This window comes from Dyadobacter psychrotolerans (genome assembly GCF_004349265.1).
GTDB lineage: Bacteria > Bacteroidota > Bacteroidia > Cytophagales > Spirosomataceae > Dyadobacter > Dyadobacter psychrotolerans.
In genome coordinates, this window is the sequence record NZ_SMFL01000003.1 from 625,805 (window position 1) to 644,366 (window position 18,562).

At 41.6% G+C, this 18,562-nt stretch carries 18 protein-coding genes; 8 read left to right on the top strand and 10 right to left on the bottom strand.

Annotation, left to right across the window (positions count from 1 at the left end):
* Nucleotides 1-134: 134 nt before the first annotated feature.
* Nucleotides 135-1,538, bottom strand: coding sequence for a leucyl aminopeptidase family protein (locus tag E0F88_RS10365; RefSeq protein WP_131958159.1), 1,404 nt, complete (start codon nt 1,536-1,538; stop codon nt 135-137).
* A 159-nt stretch (nt 1,539-1,697) separates the two neighbouring features.
* Between E0F88_RS10365 and E0F88_RS10370 the strand changes: the two genes are divergently transcribed.
* Together E0F88_RS10370 and E0F88_RS10375 are read left to right on the top strand one after the other, a co-directional pair.
* Nucleotides 1,698-3,083: a glycoside hydrolase family 88/105 protein gene (locus E0F88_RS10370; RefSeq protein ID WP_131958160.1), complete on the top strand. Its 1,386-nt coding sequence runs from the start codon at nt 1,698-1,700 to the stop codon at nt 3,081-3,083.
* Nucleotides 3,049-4,386: a rhamnogalacturonan acetylesterase gene (locus E0F88_RS10375; RefSeq protein WP_131958161.1), complete on the top strand. Its 1,338-nt coding sequence runs from the start codon at nt 3,049-3,051 to the stop codon at nt 4,384-4,386. Before E0F88_RS10370 ends, E0F88_RS10375 begins: the two co-directional genes overlap by 35 nt.
* On the opposite strand, the gene E0F88_RS10380 is transcribed toward E0F88_RS10375, so the two are convergent.
* Together E0F88_RS10380 and E0F88_RS10385 are read right to left on the bottom strand one after the other, a co-directional pair.
* The gene (locus tag E0F88_RS10380; protein WP_165940033.1) at nt 4,383-6,659 is read right to left on the bottom strand and encodes a M1 family metallopeptidase; all 2,277 of its coding nucleotides are present in this window, start codon (nt 6,657-6,659) and stop codon (nt 4,383-4,385) included. The genes E0F88_RS10375 and E0F88_RS10380 overlap by 4 nt on opposite strands.
* 123 nt (nt 6,660-6,782) lie before the next feature.
* Nucleotides 6,783-8,333 carry a M20/M25/M40 family metallo-hydrolase gene (locus E0F88_RS10385; RefSeq protein ID WP_131958163.1) on the bottom strand — a complete coding sequence of 517 codons (1,551 nt, stop codon included), beginning with the start codon at nt 8,331-8,333 and terminating at the stop codon, nt 6,783-6,785.
* 296 nt (nt 8,334-8,629) lie between these two features.
* Between E0F88_RS10385 and E0F88_RS10390 the strand changes: the two genes are divergently transcribed.
* The 5 genes from E0F88_RS10390 to E0F88_RS10410 all read left to right on the top strand — a co-directional run bounded on the left by E0F88_RS10390 (nt 8,630) and on the right by E0F88_RS10410 (nt 10,974).
* Nucleotides 8,630-8,866 carry an acyl carrier protein gene (locus E0F88_RS10390; RefSeq protein WP_131958164.1) on the top strand — a complete coding sequence of 79 codons (237 nt, stop codon included), beginning with the start codon at nt 8,630-8,632 and terminating at the stop codon, nt 8,864-8,866.
* A gap of 25 nt (nt 8,867-8,891) precedes the next feature.
* Nucleotides 8,892-9,152, top strand: a complete 261-nt coding sequence (locus tag E0F88_RS10395) for a DUF4258 domain-containing protein (protein WP_131958165.1) — start codon at nt 8,892-8,894, stop codon at nt 9,150-9,152.
* The gene (locus tag E0F88_RS10400) at nt 9,149-9,343 is read left to right on the top strand and encodes a DUF2283 domain-containing protein (protein ID WP_131958166.1); all 195 of its coding nucleotides are present in this window, start codon (nt 9,149-9,151) and stop codon (nt 9,341-9,343) included. The genes E0F88_RS10395 and E0F88_RS10400 overlap by 4 nt, the downstream gene beginning before the upstream one ends.
* A 66-nt stretch (nt 9,344-9,409) precedes the next feature.
* Entirely contained in the window at nt 9,410-10,321 is a 912-nt protein-coding gene (locus E0F88_RS10405) for a UbiA family prenyltransferase (RefSeq protein WP_131958167.1), read from the top strand.
* 17 nt (nt 10,322-10,338) lie between these two features.
* A complete protein-coding gene (locus E0F88_RS10410) occupies nt 10,339-10,974 on the top strand; it encodes a class I SAM-dependent methyltransferase (RefSeq protein WP_131958168.1) in 636 nt (211 codons plus the stop codon).
* Here the strand turns inward: E0F88_RS10410 and E0F88_RS10415 are convergent.
* Together E0F88_RS10415 and E0F88_RS10420 are read right to left on the bottom strand one after the other, a co-directional pair.
* Entirely contained in the window at nt 10,966-11,976 is a 1,011-nt protein-coding gene (locus E0F88_RS10415) for a bestrophin family protein (protein WP_131958169.1), read from the bottom strand. The two genes, E0F88_RS10410 and E0F88_RS10415, sit on opposite strands and share 9 nt — an antisense overlap.
* Before the next feature lie 61 nt (nt 11,977-12,037).
* Nucleotides 12,038-12,937 (bottom strand): EamA family transporter, encoded by a 900-nt coding sequence (locus E0F88_RS10420; RefSeq protein ID WP_131958170.1) that lies wholly within the window; start codon nt 12,935-12,937, stop codon nt 12,038-12,040.
* 202 nt (nt 12,938-13,139) lie between these two features.
* On the opposite strand from E0F88_RS10420, the gene E0F88_RS10425 reads away from it, so the two are divergent.
* Complete coding sequence (locus tag E0F88_RS10425) at nt 13,140-13,955, top strand: HAD family hydrolase (RefSeq protein WP_131958171.1); 816 nt, start codon at nt 13,140-13,142, stop codon at nt 13,953-13,955.
* A gap of 95 nt (nt 13,956-14,050) precedes the next feature.
* Here the strand turns inward: E0F88_RS10425 and fabF are convergent, their stop codons facing one another.
* The 5 genes from fabF to E0F88_RS10450 all read right to left on the bottom strand — a co-directional run bounded on the left by fabF (nt 14,051) and on the right by E0F88_RS10450 (nt 18,451).
* Complete coding sequence (fabF, locus tag E0F88_RS10430; protein WP_131958172.1) at nt 14,051-15,304, bottom strand: beta-ketoacyl-ACP synthase II; 1,254 nt, start codon at nt 15,302-15,304, stop codon at nt 14,051-14,053.
* A 7-nt stretch (nt 15,305-15,311) separates the two neighbouring features.
* Nucleotides 15,312-15,545 carry a DUF2798 domain-containing protein gene (locus E0F88_RS10435; RefSeq protein ID WP_131958173.1) on the bottom strand — a complete coding sequence of 78 codons (234 nt, stop codon included), beginning with the start codon at nt 15,543-15,545 and terminating at the stop codon, nt 15,312-15,314.
* A 79-nt stretch (nt 15,546-15,624) separates the two neighbouring features.
* Nucleotides 15,625-16,224 carry a TetR/AcrR family transcriptional regulator gene (locus E0F88_RS10440; RefSeq protein WP_131958174.1) on the bottom strand — a complete coding sequence of 200 codons (600 nt, stop codon included), beginning with the start codon at nt 16,222-16,224 and terminating at the stop codon, nt 15,625-15,627.
* 278 nt (nt 16,225-16,502) lie between these two features.
* The gene (locus E0F88_RS10445) at nt 16,503-17,777 is read right to left on the bottom strand and encodes a PQQ-dependent sugar dehydrogenase (RefSeq protein ID WP_131958175.1); all 1,275 of its coding nucleotides are present in this window, start codon (nt 17,775-17,777) and stop codon (nt 16,503-16,505) included.
* Nucleotides 17,778-17,893: 116 nt separating this feature from the next.
* Nucleotides 17,894-18,451 (bottom strand): DUF2911 domain-containing protein, encoded by a 558-nt coding sequence (locus E0F88_RS10450; RefSeq protein WP_131958176.1) that lies wholly within the window; start codon nt 18,449-18,451, stop codon nt 17,894-17,896.
* Nucleotides 18,452-18,562: the final 111 nt, after the last annotated feature.

Genomic DNA, 18,562 nt, shown 5'->3' on the forward strand with positions numbered 1-18,562 from the left:
GATGGATAATGTGTAAATTCCATTCCCTGTTTTTGGAAAAACTTACTTTCTCAAATCTAACCAAAAGAACCAATTTGTCAAGAAAAGTAAAACTTAATTTCCTGACAAATCATTATTTATTAACTGTGTTGCTGTTAATTATCTTCCATAATCGAAGTCAGATACGCTCGCAACAACCTTACGCCATAAGCTGTTCCTGCACGGCCGGGCGCAAATTCATTGTCGCCAAATGCCATTCCGGCAATATCCAGATGCGCCCATGCAGTGTGAGAATCTGTAAAAACCTCTAAAAACTTAGCGGCCACAATGGCTCCCGCAAGCGGCTTTCCATGATAGTTTTTAAGATCGGCAATATCCGACGAAATCTCTTCTTTATATTCATCCCAAACCGGTAAACGCCAAAGTCTTTCACCGGTAACATCACCGGCAATACTTAATTCATTTGCCAGTTTATCATTTGGTGTGAACAGTCCCGCAGCTTCATATCCCAGCGTTTGAATGACGCTACCTGTTAAAGTTGCCAGATCAATCACAACATCCGGATTAAACTGTTTCACTGCATAACTTAGCCCATCAGCCAGAATCAACCTTCCTTCCGCATCCGTATCAATCACTTCAATGGTTTTCCCTGCATAAGAACCAATCACATCACCCGGTTTCATGGACGAGCCATCCACGCAATTTTCCGTTGAAGGAATTACGCCAATGATACGTACCGGCAGTTTCAGCTGAGCAGCCAGTTCTACCATTCCCAGTACAGCGCCGGCGCCCCCCATATCACTTTTCATGAGATGCATGTTTGCCGAAGTTTTTAGAGAAATCCCACCGGTATCAAAAGTGACGCCTTTGCCTATCAGTGCAACTGTCTTTTGATAAACTTCAGGTTGATAATCGGTCACGATCATAACAGGCGGTTCATCGCTGCCTTTACTTACTGCGAGCAGAGCATGCATGCCCATTTGTTCCAGATCAATTTTTTCTAGAATGGTAACTTTATAGTTATTTTTCTCTCCGGATTCAACAGCCCAGCTAGCCAGCCTTTTTGGTGTTTTATAGTTACCAGGCGCGTTCATCAGATCCATGATGCGCGTTTGTACTGCTGCCGTTTTTGCGGCAATGTTTATCGCAATGTTCACCTCATCAGATTCTGAATCAGTTAAAATCAGCAATTTGCCTGATTCTCCAAAAAAAGTACTGAGTGGTTTGGGATCCGTTTTGTAAAGCTGCAGGTCATATCCTCCGAGCATTATTCCATTGATCGCAACTTCAATCCATTCAGGCAAGAAATTTCTGGTATCGAGTGTAATCTGATCGGGCCAGCGGTCCTTTCTTTTGAAAAAAAGTGATCTGAATATTTTTATGAGTGAAGAGGCCTTTGGTTCCTTTCCCAAACCAAGCCATAATTCCTTTGATGAATACCACCAAATTTCTCCTTTTTCACCTTTGAACATCGTTTGATTTTCCGGTTCACTTCCCTGAACGAAGGCACGAAGCAGAAGTGTTTGCTCATCCGCTTCCTGTAATTGACTGATATGCATGGTGCTGTTTAGTTTCTGAGAAAAACCAAAGCTAGAAATTGTAAAGGCATTTTCTAAATATTTTTCAGGAAAGAAAAGCAGGCAGGTGAGTACGGGAGTGCAGGTGTTTTTTTAAACAACATATTTGCAGATATTACATGGATACTAATTAAACCCGACATGGCCGCAAAATTTTTCTCAAATCCTATCATCTCAACTTCGGTTCTTTCCGGATTACTGGCCTTAACCACGGCAGGTTTTGCGCAAAGAAATGAGACGAAAGCCAACGATTCCAATACGCCTCTTCATCTTTTGCAACCAGACTACCCTGTTCCTTACGGGATCGTCAAAAAAGAAAATATAATTAAAGACCTGGATCGGATACACGCTTATCTGAATAAGGTAACACCAACAGCTTTTGTAGATTCCAAAACAGGAAAACCGGTTACTGACCTTACTAAAATTGACCAGAATACGGCATTACAAAAAGGCGATTACCGGATTGTGAGCTATGAATGGGGCGTTACTTATTCGGCCATGTTGCTGGCAAGCAAAGCCACAGGTGACCCAAAGTTTAAGGAATATTCTGACACCAGATTAAAATTTATAGCTGAGTCGGTTCCGTTTTTCAAAAAAACGAGTCAGGAGCATGCCGACTGGGGAACTGCCGGACCCTTACGCGGGCTCGTTGACCCGCACGCGCTGGACGACTGCGGTGCAATGTGTGCGGCTATGATCAAGGCAACGCGGGCAGGCACACCAGGAGATTTCCGTCCATTGATCAACAGCCATATCGATTACATTCTTAATAAAGAACATAAACTGAAAGACGGAACCTTGGCCCGGAATCGTCCGCAGCCGAATACAATCTGGCTTGATGATTTGTTTATGGCCGTACCTGCTTTGGCTCAAATGGGTAAACTGACAGGCGAGAAAAAATACTATGATGAGGCGGTAAAACAGGTTTTGCAAATATCTGAACGTATGTTTAACAAAAGCAAAGGCGTTTACATGCATGGCTGGGTAGAAGGTATGACCGAGCATCCGCAGTTTCACTGGGCACGCGCCAACGGCTGGGGAATCCTTACAAAAGTGGAGTTGCTGGATGTACTTCCTGCCAATCACCCGGGTCGTCCGAAAATACTTGCTTTGCTTCAGGCACATATCAAAGGGCTGGCATCTTACCAATCAGGTTCCGGATTCTGGCACCAGCTGCTCGACCGCAATGATTCTTACCTGGAAACTTCCGCTACGGCAATTTATGCGTATTCTATTGCCAAGGCGATTAACAATGGCTGGGTAGATGGACTTGCTTATGCGCCAATGACACTGCTTGCCTGGAACGCAGTTTCCACCAAAATTAACAAAGAAGGACAGGTTGAAGGAACCTGTGTCGGAACCGGAATGGGCTTTGATCCGGCATTTTATTTCCATCGTCCCATCAGTCCTTTTGCAGCTCATGGTTACGGGCCGGTGATTATGGCTGGCGCAGAAGTGATAAACTTACTAAATAACAAGTCCTTCGAAATCAATGATAGTTCTGTTCAACTGCTGCAAAAAAAGTAGGCGTTTTTTACTGGCCTGCCTGATTACCGGTTCACACTTCGCTCTTGCGCAAAGTCATAAATTTGATTTTGGAACTGGAAAAGTCGAGAAGGGATATGTACAGGTAACGCCTGAAATGCTTTACAGCGCTGCCAAAGGTTTTGGTTTTTTACCAGGAACGGTCGTTAGAAGTGTAAATGGCAAAGGCAAAAATAATTTGCAGTCTGACTATGTTACGGCGGATTCTGCTTTTTTCTTTTCAGTCAAAATTCCAGAGGGAAATTATGATGTAAAACTGATTACCGGGGATGAAAACGGCACATCTGAAACAACCATGAAAGTTGAATGCAGAAGGTTGATGCTCGAAAATATCAATACAAAAACCGGTGAATTTGCTACCTCCGTTTTCACAGCAAATGTCAGAACACCGCAGATTAATGCAAGCGAAAAAATAACTTTGAAGCCGCGTGAGTTCGATTATTTACATTGGGACGACCAGCTTACATTCGAGTTCACCGGAAAACAGCCCAAAATATGTGCGCTGGAAATTACCAGAAACGAAACAGCAAAAACCATTTTCCTTGCAGGTAATTCAACCGTAGTTGACCAGGCCATTGAACCTTTTGCGTCGTGGGGACAAATGATTCCCAGATTTTTTCAATCTAAGTCGGTTGTTGTTGCTAATTACGCTGAATCAGGAGAATCCCTTCGCAGTTTTTTTGGTGCAAAGCGCTCATCCAAGATTCTTTCGCAAATGAAAAAGGGAGATTACCTTTTTATTGAATTTGCACATAACGACCAGAAACAAAAAGATCTGCTTCCTTTTGTGGGTTACAAAGCCCTGCTCGAAAAATTTATTAATGAAGCCAGAGCAAAAGGAGGCATTCCTGTTTTGGTAACATCGATGCATCGAAGAAGTTTTGATTCGACCGGCCACATCATCAATACACTTGGCGACTTTCCCGAAGCAATGCGGCAAACTGCCAAAGAGCAAAACGTAGGGCTGATCGACCTCAATGCTATGAGTAAAATACTTTGGGAAGCTATGGGAGAGGAAAACTCCAAGAAAGCTTTTGTTCATTTTGCTGCAAACAGTTTTCCCGGACAAAAAGAAGCCTTTAAGGACAACACGCACTTCACCAATTACGGTGCATACCAGCTGGCCAAATGTATTATTGAAGGAATTAAAAAAACAGGTTCTGACCTTGCTTCCTATCTGCTTCCAGGACTGCCAGCTTATTATCCCGCACATCCGGACAGTTATTCGGATTTTAATTTTCCGCTAAGTCCATTGGTAAAAACGGTTAAACCGGATGGGAATTAACGTTTTATAAATTTAACAGATTTAATGATTGGATTATCGCCCGATTCCAGTTGTAAGACATAAATCCCTGATGGTAAATGAGATACTTTCAACTGATTCTGGTTTGCAATTTTTCCATTTAATAGCAACTCACCGCTCAGATTAAAGATTTTGTAACGAAAAAAGGTAACCTGTTCTTTTGGAACCGTAAGACTTAAATAATCCTCAACAGGATTAGGAGAGATAAAGATTTCCTGTGACGTTTTATCAAAACAGCTACTTTGTAAAATTCTTGTAAGCTGCGTTTTTCCGTCCAGATCAAATTCCCGGATTCGGTAATAAGACCGTTCATTTTTGACATTTTGATCCAGGAAAGCATAGCTTTTAAGTTCCGTACTATTTCCCGCTGCTTTTACCATACCAATTGATTCCCAATTGATGGCGTCCGCACTTTTTTGTATTTCAAAGAATTCAGAATTGAGTTCATGTGAAGTTTGCCAGCTAACCTCCGGTCCTTCTATTTTGCAGTTGATTTTGGTATAAGTAAAAGTTACCGGAAGAGGACCTGAAATTTTAGTAATCGTATTATTGCGGGTAATGAGCCAATAGTCTGGGTCGATTGTAACGGACTCTGCCAGAAAACCAACATCCTCAATAAAGAATTGTCCGTTTTGTGTGTTGTTGGCAATAACCATTTTTTCCTGTCCTGCTGCGTTTTTAAACAATAAAGGAACCGGAAGCTGAAAAAAGGCAACGGAAGAATGTGAAGTTGTTTGATTTAACTTAAACTGAACCACATTGCCAGAAGCCGACCATTCCAATTGATAAGACGGATGACCTTGTCCAATATACCACTGATTGAAAAAATAGGTAAGATCTTTCCCGCTGGCTGATTCGAGATGTTGTTTCAGATTCTCTGTTTTGGCAAAATTATAAGCTAATGAAGGATCATTAAGATAATTTCTGACCGCAGTGTAAAATACAGCGTCACCTAAAATCCAGCGCAACATATACAACAAATGCGATCCTTTATTATAACTGAGCCTAAAATTAAAGATGCGGCTAATATTTGTGACATTATCTACCCTTACCGAACCATCCGGCGAATCGGTAATAAGTCTAATGTCGGTAGCCCGTGTTGACCGGACGGTGAGCGGATATTTATTTTCCATATAAATACTGGACAGGTAGGTTGCGAAACCTTCACTAAGCCAGATATCCTCCCAATTCCCACAAGTAACCTTGTCACCAAACCACTGATGCCCTAATTCATGAGCTATAAGAACTTCGCTAGAACTTACAATAAAGGAGTTTGTCTGATGCTCCATGCCTCCGCCCCAGCCAAATTGCACATGACCATACTTCTCTTCGGCAAAGGGATAAGTGCCAAAAATATTGCTATATAACTGCAGACCGTCCAAAGCGTACTGCTCCCCTTCCTGAAACGAATTAAGATTTTCAGGATAACAAAAAGTCTGCATGGGTAAATTAACCGAACCAAGGGAAACACTATTGTTTAAAACCGTATAATTTGTAACGGCAAAACAGACCAGATAACTTACTATTGGATAAGCATGTTTCCAGTGTGTACGGCTTTTATTTCCTTCAACCGCTTTTATACTTTTCAGTAAACCGTTCGCAGCTGCCTTGTAGATGTCGGGGTGGGTGATGTAAATATCAATCCCATCGTCGGCTTTATCTTCCAGACCGTTTTTACAAGGCCACCAGTCACGGCTTCCGAAAGGCTCACTTAACGTCCACATTCCCGGTATCGCCGGATTTCCGTGGGAAGAAATAATAAAAGAACCGTTTCCTGAACTTGGCGGAACGCCTTCATAAATAACGCTGACAGAATCCAGCGTACCTATGGATATAGATGAAGGAAAATTTATCTGTAAAGCATCGTTTGTATGAGATGTCGAAAGCGGAACCCCTCTTTGTAAAACCTGGGTAACAGAAAGGGAATTAACCAGATCAAAAGTGATACTGACAGCCGGACTCGTGATAACGAAATATGCAGTTACTTTACCTTTTATGTAATTAACGGCAGGGTCGACTTCCCATTCGGCACGGTAATATTTTATATCAAAATTCGTAGAAGCACTGGTCAATGCTGCCATGTTACGTGCATTGAAAAGTTTCTGATGACTCTCCCGTTCCATGGCTGAGATATCGGCCGTGGAGAAATTTGCTTTGGCTGGGGAATCAATAAAACCAGGTAGCAGGTGTGCGTCTTTCTGAGCAAAAACGCAGGTGACAACAAGAAGAAGAATCAGAAGAAGAATAGTGCGCATAAAATTTAAATTATGCATAAAGATATGATTTATAGCTAAATCCACACTACCAAAATTAAAAAGCCTGGCGTCGGAACCCATTTAAGATCCATGACGTCAGGCTTGTTAATAACGATGTCAATTTTAGTCAATTCCCCCTTTGCGGGTTGCTTTCCTTATTTCAGGCCAAACACCCGGCTCTCCCTTTGAATTAAGCGGCAGTACGCTTTTGTCACGGGAAGTTTTTACAGGATCTTCACTCGCCTGATAAGCCAGAATTGCAGCCAGGATCGCGTTGTTACGCACATCGTCAAACACAATTTTATCATACGTATCGCGGTTGGTGTGCCAGGTATAAGTTCCATAAGACCAGTTTAAAGAACTCAGTGAAAAAGCAGGAGCACCCGCTGCAACAAAAGAAGCAAAGTCAGATCCGCCCCCACCCGGAGCGCCCGGAAAACGTGTTTCGATTGGTGTTCTGATCGGCTCAGGAACTTTGGACAGCCAGCGTCCCAGATAGTCGTATGCGTTAAGAAAACCCTGACCGCTCATATTTACAACTCTTCCGGTACCATTATCCTGATTGAATAAGGCCTGAATATTTTTTACAATTTCAGGATGATCTTCGACAAATGCACGTGAGCCGTTCAATCCCTGCTCTTCGCTTCCCCAGTGACCAACTAAAATTGTTCTTTTTGGATTAGGATACATTTTTTTCAGAATACGCATTGCTTCCATCATCACGATGGTGCCAGTTCCGTTATCCGTAGCACCTGTTCCGCCGTCCCAGGAGTCAAAATGGGCAGATAAGATTACATATTCTTCCGGTCTCTCGGTTCCTTTTATTTCAGCAATTGTATTAAAAGTAGGAACAACGCCCATGTCCTTTGCGTCTGCACGCACGCTTATTTTTGGTGTGTGCCCCGACTCTGCAAGCCGGTACAAAAGGCCATAATCTTCGAGTGAAATATCAATGGTAGGAATTTTTTTAGTATTGGCACCGAAGATTTTATTGGCACCGAACCCTTTCGACCAATAAGACATTACAATCCCCGCAGCACCTGCTTTTTCCAGAGCTACCGGAAGTGTGCGGCCATTAAGTCCTGTTTTAGCAATCCGTTTTGTCCATGCTTCAGTCAATGCATCGCGATCTTTTTTCATTTTGTCAAAAGATTCCTTCGTTGCGAATTCCTGCCAGTTGTAGTCAGGACGGCCGGTTGGCTGGTTCATGCTGATCATGACAAACTTCCCTTTTGCCGTTGGCAGCCATTTTTGAAAAGCAACAGAATCCGCCAGATCCGGAACAATTACCACCTCTGCAACGACTGCTTTATTACCCGTTCCCGGGCTCCATGCCAGCTGCATACCTTCCAGTGACTTCACCCTTGGCGAAACCATGTCAATGTGTGAAGCACCTCGTTCCCATCCACGCCATTCACCCCATTTTTCATTTTTTGCTGAGATGTCCCAGCTTTTGTATTTGGCAACAGCCCAGTCATTCGCCTGCTGCATTTGTGGCGTACCCACCAGCCTCGGGCCGATCACGTCCATAAGTTCATGTGCCAGTTTTTCAAGCTGCGAATTTTCTGTCGCCTCTTTAACGATACCGTCCACAACCGGATCTTTTTTCTGTGCAATACTGGCATTACCGTAAAGCAAAATGACCAGCACAAAAAAGCAGGATAATTTTTTCATAGATTAAATGGTTTGAAAAGATTTGTTTTCTGCCCGAAATTATAAAATCCGTTTGGCCATTTTATATTATAACAAAATATTAAAACTCAATCCACCAAAAATACCAATGTTACCTAAAGAATACTCCGGTTAATAACTTCCTGCCACAAGAACAAAAGATTTGCGGTATAGTCATATAGATTGCGTCTGTTTTGCCGTTGGCAGTTAACACCAGATCTTAAATCATATCCGACTAAGTGCATGAATTAAACTTTACAGGAAAACTTTCCGGCAAAATTTATCTTAAACCATGTAAAATGAAAGAGCAACTTCGTACCTTATTATCTGCAACAACAGGCCTACCCGGCTCATCAATCACCGACGACGCCAGTCTGACGCACGATCTGGGGCTTGATAGTCTGGACACCGTTGACCTGGTACTTCAAATGGAAGATCAGTTCAAAATCAGTATTCCGGATGAAGATTACCCAAAACTGAAAACTGTAAGGTCGATTTATGAATATATGCAGCAAAAAGTGACGGTTGCGTCATAAAGCAGTCGAAGAACAAAGCGTTCTTATGGCAAACCGTTCTCATTTCAAATTTTCGACTCATGCTCTGGAGCAAATGTTTATTCGGGAGATTTCTGCTGAAGAAATAATGGAAGTTATTTATGATCCGGATGCAATTTACAAAGAAGAAAACGAGCATTTAATCTATCAAAAAGTCTTAACCAGGAATGGTGCGGATTTCTTATACCGGGTTTTTGTAAACCCAGACAAAATTCCTAACTTGATTAAAACAGCTTATCGAACATCTAAAATTAACAAGTATCTATGAAAGTGAAATATGATAAAGAAACTGACATTTTATCGATTCGGCTAAGTAATTTAATGGTAGCTGAGTCAGACGAAGATAAAAAAGGGGTCATCCTTGACTATAGCGCCGATGGGCTTTTGGTAGGTATTGAAATATTAAATGCATCTAAATCAGATATTCATCCTTCAAAAGTGGAGTATGAGTTTGCTTAACTTAATATGAAAAACCTGTTGGGTGGCTGACGTCCTTTTTTTGTAAATTGGCCTTTTCTACTTTGAATGGGTTCAAGAATTATTCAATTCGTTTTTTTTGCCAATTATTTTGTTGGCCTGCTGGCAGTAGCGCTGTCCGTTGAAACCGTATTTCAGTTAGAGTTTCCCCATAATTCTCCGGTATATTACGTGTTGTTGTTTTCAGCAACCGTAATGTACTATACTTATGCGTATTCCGGAGCGGCCGGTTCTGCCGTATCAGCCAATCCCCGAACAGAATGGTACCGTAATCATCGGGATTTTATTAAGCAAAGCCAAAAAATACTTTTCCTGATCTGCCTGATTTCAGTATCTGTTATCTTTTTCAGATATTATACAGAAATCTTTTCGATGCCCTTGGCCTACTGGCTGATGCTCTCCACCATTCCACTTGCCGCTGTTTTATATTATGGCTTACTTCCTTCGTCCTTCAACTTACGAAATACAGGCTGGTTTAAAGCTTTTGTAATCGGTTTTGTCTGGGCTGGCTGTGTGAACATCCTTCCGGTAACGATGCTCCGGATTGAACATGGAATTTACATAGCAGATCCGGGTTTTATGCTCTGGCTTTTTATAAAAAACTGGATGTTCTGTACCGTCAACGCCATCATGTTTGATATCAAAGATTACGAAGATGATGCCAATAAACAACTTAAAACTTTTGTCGTAAGGATTGGTTTGAGGAAAACAATATTTTATGTCATCATCCCGCTTTTACTGATTGGGGTCCTATCTCTTTTAATTTTCACACACTACAAAAACTTTAAACCCCTCACCATTGCCTTTAATCTCATCCCTTTTCTAAGTTTACTTTTTGTCGCCTACTCTTTACAACGACCTAAAAGGATCTTATACTATCTGATCGTAATTGACGGATTGTTGTTGGTAAAAGCGATTTGCGGTATTTCTGGAATGGTTTTGATGAGGTATATGGATTAGATCACACACACACTTTTATGAAAAATAATTATGATCACATTGCAGGCAACTATGATTGGCTTAGCAGGGTCATTTTCGGTCGCCAGCTTATATCATCGCAAACCTGTCTTTTACAGCATATTCCTGCGGGAAGCAAAATTCTCATAGCCGGTGGCGGAACCGGCTGGATTCTGGAGGAAATATCAAAAATTCATTCGTCAGGACTTTCGATCACTTATGTAGAAATATCACAAAAAATGATTCAGCTGGCTGAAAGACGAAATACCGGACAAAATCAGGTTAATTTTATTAATGCCGCGATTGAAGACTTCGTTACCACAAAGCAGTACGACATCATTTTCACAGCTTTTTTATTCGATAACTTTGAGGAAGAAAAAATCTCACTTGTCTTCGAAAATCTGTCCCGAATGCTTGACAGGCATGGAAAATGGCTGTTTGCCGATTTTTTTATTGATAAAAATCAAAGCAGCTGGTGGCAAAAACTCTTGCTAAAAGTGATGCTGATTTTTTTTAGGATTGTATCTGACATTGAAGCATCAGCACTCACACCCACAGACCCCTATTTCGAAACCGGCCATTTTCATAAAATGTTTGAATACAGCCATTTTAGCGGATTTATCCGTTCCTATGTTTATGTCCGGATCTTAAAATAAGGCGTTAAAAATAGGTGTAACCCTTCCCGGTAACTCATCTTCACCCAGCATATCCCGCATATCTATTTCGATATTTCTGACAATGCTTTGCACAGGTACGTCATTTAACAAACCTTCGAATGGATTTTCGCTGATGTCGCCGGTATATTCCATAAACATGAAAACCCAGGAAACGATCAGGTTAAATGGAATCAGAAGAAACATATATTTTTCTCCCAGTTCCAGAAATTCAGTCAGCAGACCAAAAGGTAGAAGCGTCATAAAAATAAATATAAACAACGTCGACGTAGTAGCATACTGGCGCGGGAAAGGGGTATTTTTTATCCGCTCGCTTTTTCCCTGCTCATCATAAAATGAGGCAATTAATTTTTGCAGTTCAACATGCTGATAAGCATCAATCAGTCCCTGCTGACGCAGTTTAAGAATGTGCTGCGACTGGCGATCGAGTATTTGGGCAGGCATATTTTTCTTTGTTTTTAGCCAGCTTACCTCCTCAGGAGACAAGTATCTGACGATCTCGTCATCAAAAGTTTCAAACGTTTTGTGTAAAGCGTCCCGCTGACGTTTACTGGCCTTATCGACATGCTCCCAGCTCGTCCGCTGCGCCATCGAATTTTTAAGGGCATAAAGCCATCCGATGTGCCTGTAAAAAATAACCCTGATCTCTGTATTTATATCCGACTGACTTTCGGGAAATGAAGACAGGTCATAACCCGTAAATGCGCGGATTGCGGCTCCGAACGAGCGGCTGTGATTGGTTATCGCTCCCCAGATTTTTCTTGCCTCCCAGGTACGGTCGTAGGATTGATTATTTTTGAAACCAACAAAAAAAGCAGTGGCTGTACCGACCAGAGATACCGGCAGCCAGGGAATCGCAACCCAATGCCATCCCAAATATTGATATACAAAAATTGCCACGATTCCGGTAAAAAGTGACAATAACACCATTCGCCAGGAATAGTAATATACGATAAGAGGAGACAGATAGCGTTTTACGTACATCCGTTAATGATTTTTTGAAAAATAAATCAGCCGACCTCAGCTTAGAGATTCGCAAATATAATCATCCTGCCACAACTCTTCTCTTCTTAAAAATAAGCCGCTCGTTGAACACGACAATGGAAATTAAGATCAGCGAATAAGCTACAATCTGGAAAGTATTGATCGGTTCGTGAAAGTAGAGCAAAGCAATACTGAAATTCATTAACGGATTGATATATAACAAGATGCCCATTGTAGAAGACGTTACTCCCTGCAGGGCATACAAATTCATGTAAAGCGGAATAATTGTAAAAAGTACGGCAATGAGCAGGATAAACCAATAAAAAGTAGCATCCTGCGGCAAAGCTGCACTGTAGACCGGATAAAATGGCAACAATATCAATGCGGAAAAAACGATCTGCACAGTAAGGATAAGAAATTTATCCACACCAAAATTCCGGCGCTGAGTAACCAGATATAAAGCATAGGATAAAGCTACGATCATACTGTATGCAACGTCAGCTATGTTATTGAACGACAGCAACAAACAACTGATTAGGCTCAACATAACAGCCGTCCACTGCCACTTGCTTAATTTTTCATCCAATACAAAAAAAGCTATAACCGTTGTTAGAATGGGGCACACTAGATAAGCGAAAGACGCCGCTTTAACGCTTATATGATTCATTACGTAGATAAAGAAAAACCAGTTGGCTGTCAGCAGGATACCACCACCGAGTGTTCGTGCGATAATACTTTTTTTGTCTGGTGCCGACATCGCTTTGAAAAACGCAATACTTTGTTTCAAAACACTTACACGTACAAAAAGCGTGATTACCAGCATGATTATTGCACACAAAAAGACACGGTAGAAAAGAATGTCGAGCGAGGGATATTCATGTAAAGGTTTTAAAGCGAGACTAAAAAAACCCCATATTACAAAAGAAAGAAAGGCAACGAGATAGTATTTTGAAAACTTCATAAAGGCAGAAAAACTTTTATTGCGGCAGAACTTTTATTCCAAACAGCAGGATGCGGGTCCGGGTTCATTTGAATGCTTCCGGTATTGGGAAAACGTAAGCAACGAACGTGAGGAAGGCAGCTTTATCTAACCTTTCCGAAATAATGGAACCATAAGCAGGCCTTTTGTTTTGTTTAAGAGTAAATATTAATAAATGCCATTTATGCCAGCTTCTGATATCCGCCTTATTGCTACCGACATGGACGGTACACTGCTAAACTCCAAACATGAACTAAGTGATTCCTTTTTGCCGGTATTCAGAAAGTTAAAAGAGCAGGGAATTATTTTTGTTGCAGCAAGTGGCCGTCAATATTATAATTTGTTAAAAACGCTTGACGCAGTTAAGGATGAAGTGATCTTTGCGGCCGAAAACGGAAGTTATGTAATGTTTCAGGATGAGGAAATTCATGTTCAGGCTATGGACCAGAACATTGTTCGCGACCTGATTATTACTTCCCGGAATATTCCAAAAACCTACGCAGTGATTTGTGGCAAGAAAAAGGCTTACGTCGAAAGTGCAGAACCAGAATTCATAGATCATCTTAAACTCTATTTTGAACGCTATGAAATCGTTGAAGATCTGCTGAAAGTAGAAGATGATCAGTTTTTAAAATTCACTCTATGTGATCTTGCCGGTTCGGAAGGAAACAGTTATCCTCATTATAAACATTTGCAGGAAACGTTAAAAGTAAAAGTCTCCGGGCCGATATGGCTGGATATTTCTCACTTGAATGCCAACAAAGGCGTAGCGATGGAAGTCCTTCAAAAGAAATTTAACGTTTCTTTCGACCAGACAATGGTTTTTGGGGATTATCTCAATGATCTCGAAATGCTTCAGAATGGTTATTATTCCTATGCCATGGCCAATGCGCATGAAGAAGTAAAAGAAGTAGCACGATTTCGTGCAAAAGGAAATGATGAGAACGGCGTGGTTGAGGTTTTGTCTGAAATGCTGGATTCCGCAGCAACTACCGTTTAGTTTCACTCAAAGTCTAAAAAGTAAAACGCAAAGGCCGCAAAACTTTGCGAACTCTGCGCTTTACTTTTTTTCGTTTAAGTAGATAAAGAGAGATCTTACTCCCCTGTGTATTTCTTAAATATAGAACTCGCCACGTGTCCTCCAAAACCAAAGGTGTTGTTTAACACGTAATTCACTGGCTGATAAACCGGTTTTCCTAAAATAATATTAAGACCCTCCGGAATATTTTCGTCCAGGTTCTGTGTATTAATCGTCCCCGGGATAACACCGTGTTTGATCGCAAGAATACTCACAATACTTTCTGCCGCACCGGCCGCTCCCAACAAATGCCCTGTCATCGATTTGGTCGCACCAACTGCTACCTGATGATCACCGAATAACCTTTTCATGCCCTGTAATTCGCTCATGTCTCCCAGTCCTGTTGAGGTAGCATGTGCATTTACGTAGTCAATCTTATCTGCGGAAATACCTGCATCAGACAGCGCTTTGGCCATGCCAAGATAAGCTCCCAAACCGTCAGGAGGTGTTCCTGTGAGGTGATAAGCATCGGCTGCCATCCCGCCGCCCACCATTTCGGCATAAATTGTGGCGCCACGTTTCAAAGCATGATCCAAGTCTTCAAGCACAAGCGCACCGGCTCCTTCTCCCATTACAAAACCATCACGGTCCTTGTCGAACGGGCGGGAAGCAGTTTCCGGGTCGTCGTTTCTTTTGGATAACGCCTGGGCAGAACCGAAACCTCCCAATGAAGAATGTGTGATAGGCGCTTCTGATCCACCGGCAATCATGATCGTTGCTTTCCCTAACCGTATCGTATCAAACGCCGCAATAATTGCATTGTTGGAAGAAGCGCAGGCAGAAACTGTGCAATAGTTTGGCCCGTGCAATTTATTCCGGATCGAAATAACTCCTGCCGCAATGTCCACAATCATTTTTGGGATAAAAAAAGGACTAAACCTTGGCGTTCCGTCTCCTCCGTGAAATTCACGAAGCTGCTCTTCAAATGTGCCGATACCGCCATTTCCACTTCCCCAGATCACACCCACTTCGTAACGGTCGATTTCGCTCATCTGCGTAAAATCCAGACCTGCGTCCTTAATCGCTTCGTCAGTTGCTACGATAGCGTACTGCGTAAAAGTATCGTACTTCTTGATTTCTTTTTTATCAATAAACTCTTCTGCATTGAATCCTTTTACCTCACAGGCAAAATGCGTTTTAAACTTAGAAGTGTCAAACTTGGTAATGGGGCCGGCACCGCTTTTTCCCGCAAGGATATTTTCCCAGAATTCATTCACTGTATTTCCCAGCGGCGTAAGCGCACCAAGACCTGTTACTACTACTCTTTTCATATTTTCACTATTCGATATTCAAAGGGGCTTTTTCCTTGAAAATGTTGTTTACCAAATTTTGCACGACTGGTCCGACAAGTAAAATGACTGGTATGACAATCACATACGCCATACTCCATGACTTGAACCAAATCCCCGCAAAATTAGGTGCAAATCCAATATTAATACTTATCAGGGTAAAAGAAATTATTCCAGTCGTAATTACACCCATGATCATGGCGAAGGCAAGTTTCTGTTTCATGATGGATTTTTAGGTTTTAGGATAATAAAAATTTCGTTTTATTGTTTTATACCAATCGGTATATTTTAGATTAAAAAATTTAAACCAAATCATTAATCATCTTTTCAACGGACTTCATGATTGCTCTCCGGTAGCTTAATTTTCCGGTTAGCTTTGTAATCATGATAGCGCCTTCAATCGTCGCAATGATCGTAAGCGAGACCTGCTCCGGATCGACGTCCTGCCTAAATTCGTTGCCTGCAATTCCTTTTTTAATTAATTTGGAGAGGCTGTCTTTCCATGAAACAATCGCATCAGAAGCCTTTTTCCTTAATTGCGGATGGGTGTCATCTGCCTCAACTGCCGTATTCATTACAGGACAGCCTCCTTCCGGAAAAGGGAATTCAAGAAAATTTTCATAAACTTTTGTATAAACCAGCAATTTCTCACGGTAAGAAACACAGCTCAGCATTTCCTGGCGGATAACCGTATTAACCTTTTGCAGATTAAAATCAAAAGCAGCGAGCGCAACATCGTCTTTGTTTACAAAATTGCCATAAATACTGCCTTTTGTAAGTCCGGTTGCATGAATCATATCACTCAGAGAAGTACCCGAATACCCTTTTTTATTAAAAATCGGCGCCGTTTTTTCTACGATGAACTGCTTCGTTTTATCTGCTTTACTCGTTTTGTTTTCCATAATAATGCAAAAATATACCGATTGGTATTATTTTACAAGTTAAAAGAAATTTTTTTTCCCAAAGTTTAAGATTGCGCAAAAAAAGTTAACAACTGGAATTCAATAGATGCATATTCAATCGGATGAGTGACACCTTATTTATTTTTTGGTCGTACTGCCTTACCAAAACCTCCGAAGGGAGATTAAATAGTTGCCCGTAAAAAAGTGGCCCGATTGATTGATCGGGCCACCTAAGACTTCTTACATTATATATTTGATTCCTTTGACGAACCAGCACCTCACTTAGCAGCAACCCGCCAAATCGTGCCACTTGAATCGTCATTGACAAGCAACGAACCATCATTCATCACAGTAACATCAACAGGACGGCCGAAAACTTTGCTTTCACTGTCAACAAAACCAGTCAGGAAATCTTCTGGTTTGCCGGATGGTTTTCCATTTTTAAAAGGGACAAACATCACCTTGTACCCGGCCAGCTTCGATTTATTCCATGATCCGTGCTGACCTACGAAGGCACCGTTGTGATATTTCGAAGGAAATTCAGTTTTGTTGTAAAAAGCCAATCCCAGGGAAGCAGTATGTGAACCTACCGGAACATCGGGAACAATTGCTTTTGCAACCAGGTCTGACCCTGCTCCTTTCATTCTTGGATCCTTATTCTGGCCAAAATAAGAATATGGCCATCCATAAAAACCACCTTGTTTTACGCTGGTAATATAGTCTGGTACAAGTTCGTCACCCAGCTCGTCACGTTCGTTTACAGCTGTCCACAATGTACTCGTTCCCGGAGCCCAGTCCATGCCAACGGGGTTTCTCAAGCCGCTTGCATAAATTTTCTCTCCACTACCGTCCGGATTAATTTCTAAAATATTTGCTCTTCTTACCTCATTTTCAATACCATGCTCGGCAACGTTACTTCCTGAACCAACAGATACATAAATTTTAGATCCGTCAGCATTTGCGAGTAAATTACGGGTCCAGTGATTGTTGTAACCACCGGCAGGTAAATCAAGAATTTTTTTCCCTTTGCCAGTGATTTTGGTATCTCCTTCTTTGTATGGATAACGATATAATCCATCCGTATTTCCCACATAGAAATAATTTTTGAGGATTAGCATCCCAAGCGGCTGTTTTAACTTTTCCAAAAAAATCTCCTTCATTTCCGGAACACCATCTTTGTTCACATCCCGTAAAAGCGTGATTCTATCCGCACTGTTTTTTGTTGCCGATTCAGCAACGAAGATGTCTCCATTTGGACCAATGTATGTCCAGCGCGGATTTTTTAGTTTGTCGGCAAACTTTGTAACTGTAAAACCCGCAGGAGCTTTTGGCATTTGGCCATCTGCCCAACCTTCTTCTTTCGGGCGGTTTTCTACTGATTCGGTTGCGTAAGGCGCAGGTAAAGTCAGGCTGTCCGTCAGGGTTTTTACGGAATCAGGTCCGCTGGCCAGTGCAGCTTCTTTCTCCTCCTTTGTATTTTTGTTTTTATCACCGCAGCTGGTGAGTATACTGCCTGCAAACAGGCAGACAACCAAAATGTGTATCTTCTTCATAACTTCTTATTGAATAAAAAAATAAACCGGGCATCAAACATGTGTCTGATACCCGGTTGCTATAAATAATAGTGCCAATAAGAAATATTTTGACCCGACTTTCCTGAGACAGGTTTTTAGAAAGTAATAGGAACCTCTACAATCGTAGTTTCCCAACCCAAGGCCATCACCGCTTTCTGAGGAGTGTCTCCTGTGAAAACGATTGAAAAATTTTCGATTGGTGCGGCAGGTTTTGGAGAAACCGGAACGGTAACGCGTGCTACGTCATTTGCTTCTTTGTACTTAAAAGCACCCCAGTAATCAACATCTGAACTCAGGATAACAGTCCATTCCTTTTCACCCGGAATCGCAAACAAAGAATAAGTGCCTGCTTTCACTTTTTTCCCACCAAAAGTAGCGTCTTTATAAAATTTAATTTCCGTAGATTCATCAGCACCCGCTCTCCATACTTTCCCATAAGGTTCTTTTTTACCAAACATCTCACGACCGTTCAGAAACGGACGGCTGTAAGAAACCTTTACCGATGCGCTTTCTCCATCCTTACGATTATGTGCAAAACCATCAGGATAATAGGCAATGTCACGCGGGCTTTTATCAAGTCCTTTGAATTTTTGAGCCTGGGTGCCCAATGCTGCGATTGTCAGCATCAAAGAAAGGAAAATTGTCTTTTTCATGTAATTTTTTTTATGGTTGATGACCAAAAATACATAAAAGCGCCGGTATTTAACTTAAAAACCAGCGCTTTTGATTCAAACCTTATTCCGTATTTCTCAGTTAACCAAATC

Excerpts from the sequence above, each read along its gene's own strand:
- E0F88_RS10380 (WP_165940033.1), bottom strand. The coding sequence starts at position 6,659 with ATGCGCACTATTCTTCTTCTGATTCTTCTTCTTGTTGTCACCTGCGTT.
- E0F88_RS10375 (WP_131958161.1), top strand. The coding sequence starts at position 3,049 with ATGATAGTTCTGTTCAACTGCTGCAAAAAAAGTAGGCGTTTTTTACTG.
- E0F88_RS10385 (WP_131958163.1), bottom strand. The coding sequence starts at position 8,333 with ATGAAAAAATTATCCTGCTTTTTTGTGCTGGTCATTTTGCTTTACGGT.
- E0F88_RS10445 (WP_131958175.1), bottom strand. The coding sequence starts at position 17,777 with ATGAAGAAGATACACATTTTGGTTGTCTGCCTGTTTGCAGGCAGTATA.
- E0F88_RS10400 (WP_131958166.1), top strand. The coding sequence starts at position 9,149 with ATGAAAGTGAAATATGATAAAGAAACTGACATTTTATCGATTCGGCTA.
- E0F88_RS10415 (WP_131958169.1), bottom strand. The coding sequence starts at position 11,976 with ATGTACGTAAAACGCTATCTGTCTCCTCTTATCGTATATTACTATTCC.
- E0F88_RS10370 (WP_131958160.1), top strand. The coding sequence starts at position 1,698 with ATGGCCGCAAAATTTTTCTCAAATCCTATCATCTCAACTTCGGTTCTT.
- fabF (WP_131958172.1), bottom strand. The coding sequence starts at position 15,304 with ATGAAAAGAGTAGTAGTAACAGGTCTTGGTGCGCTTACGCCGCTGGGA.
- E0F88_RS10420 (WP_131958170.1), bottom strand. The coding sequence starts at position 12,937 with ATGAAGTTTTCAAAATACTATCTCGTTGCCTTTCTTTCTTTTGTAATA.
- E0F88_RS10365 (WP_131958159.1), bottom strand. The coding sequence starts at position 1,538 with ATGCATATCAGTCAATTACAGGAAGCGGATGAGCAAACACTTCTGCTT.
- E0F88_RS10440 (WP_131958174.1), bottom strand. The coding sequence starts at position 16,224 with ATGGAAAACAAAACGAGTAAAGCAGATAAAACGAAGCAGTTCATCGTA.
- E0F88_RS10405 (WP_131958167.1), top strand. The coding sequence starts at position 9,410 with ATGGGTTCAAGAATTATTCAATTCGTTTTTTTTGCCAATTATTTTGTT.
- E0F88_RS10435 (WP_131958173.1), bottom strand. The coding sequence starts at position 15,545 with ATGAAACAGAAACTTGCCTTCGCCATGATCATGGGTGTAATTACGACT.
- E0F88_RS10395 (WP_131958165.1), top strand. The coding sequence starts at position 8,892 with ATGGCAAACCGTTCTCATTTCAAATTTTCGACTCATGCTCTGGAGCAA.
- E0F88_RS10390 (WP_131958164.1), top strand. The coding sequence starts at position 8,630 with ATGAAAGAGCAACTTCGTACCTTATTATCTGCAACAACAGGCCTACCC.
- E0F88_RS10425 (WP_131958171.1), top strand. The coding sequence starts at position 13,140 with ATGCCAGCTTCTGATATCCGCCTTATTGCTACCGACATGGACGGTACA.
- E0F88_RS10410 (WP_131958168.1), top strand. The coding sequence starts at position 10,339 with ATGAAAAATAATTATGATCACATTGCAGGCAACTATGATTGGCTTAGC.
- E0F88_RS10450 (WP_131958176.1), bottom strand. The coding sequence starts at position 18,451 with ATGAAAAAGACAATTTTCCTTTCTTTGATGCTGACAATCGCAGCATTG.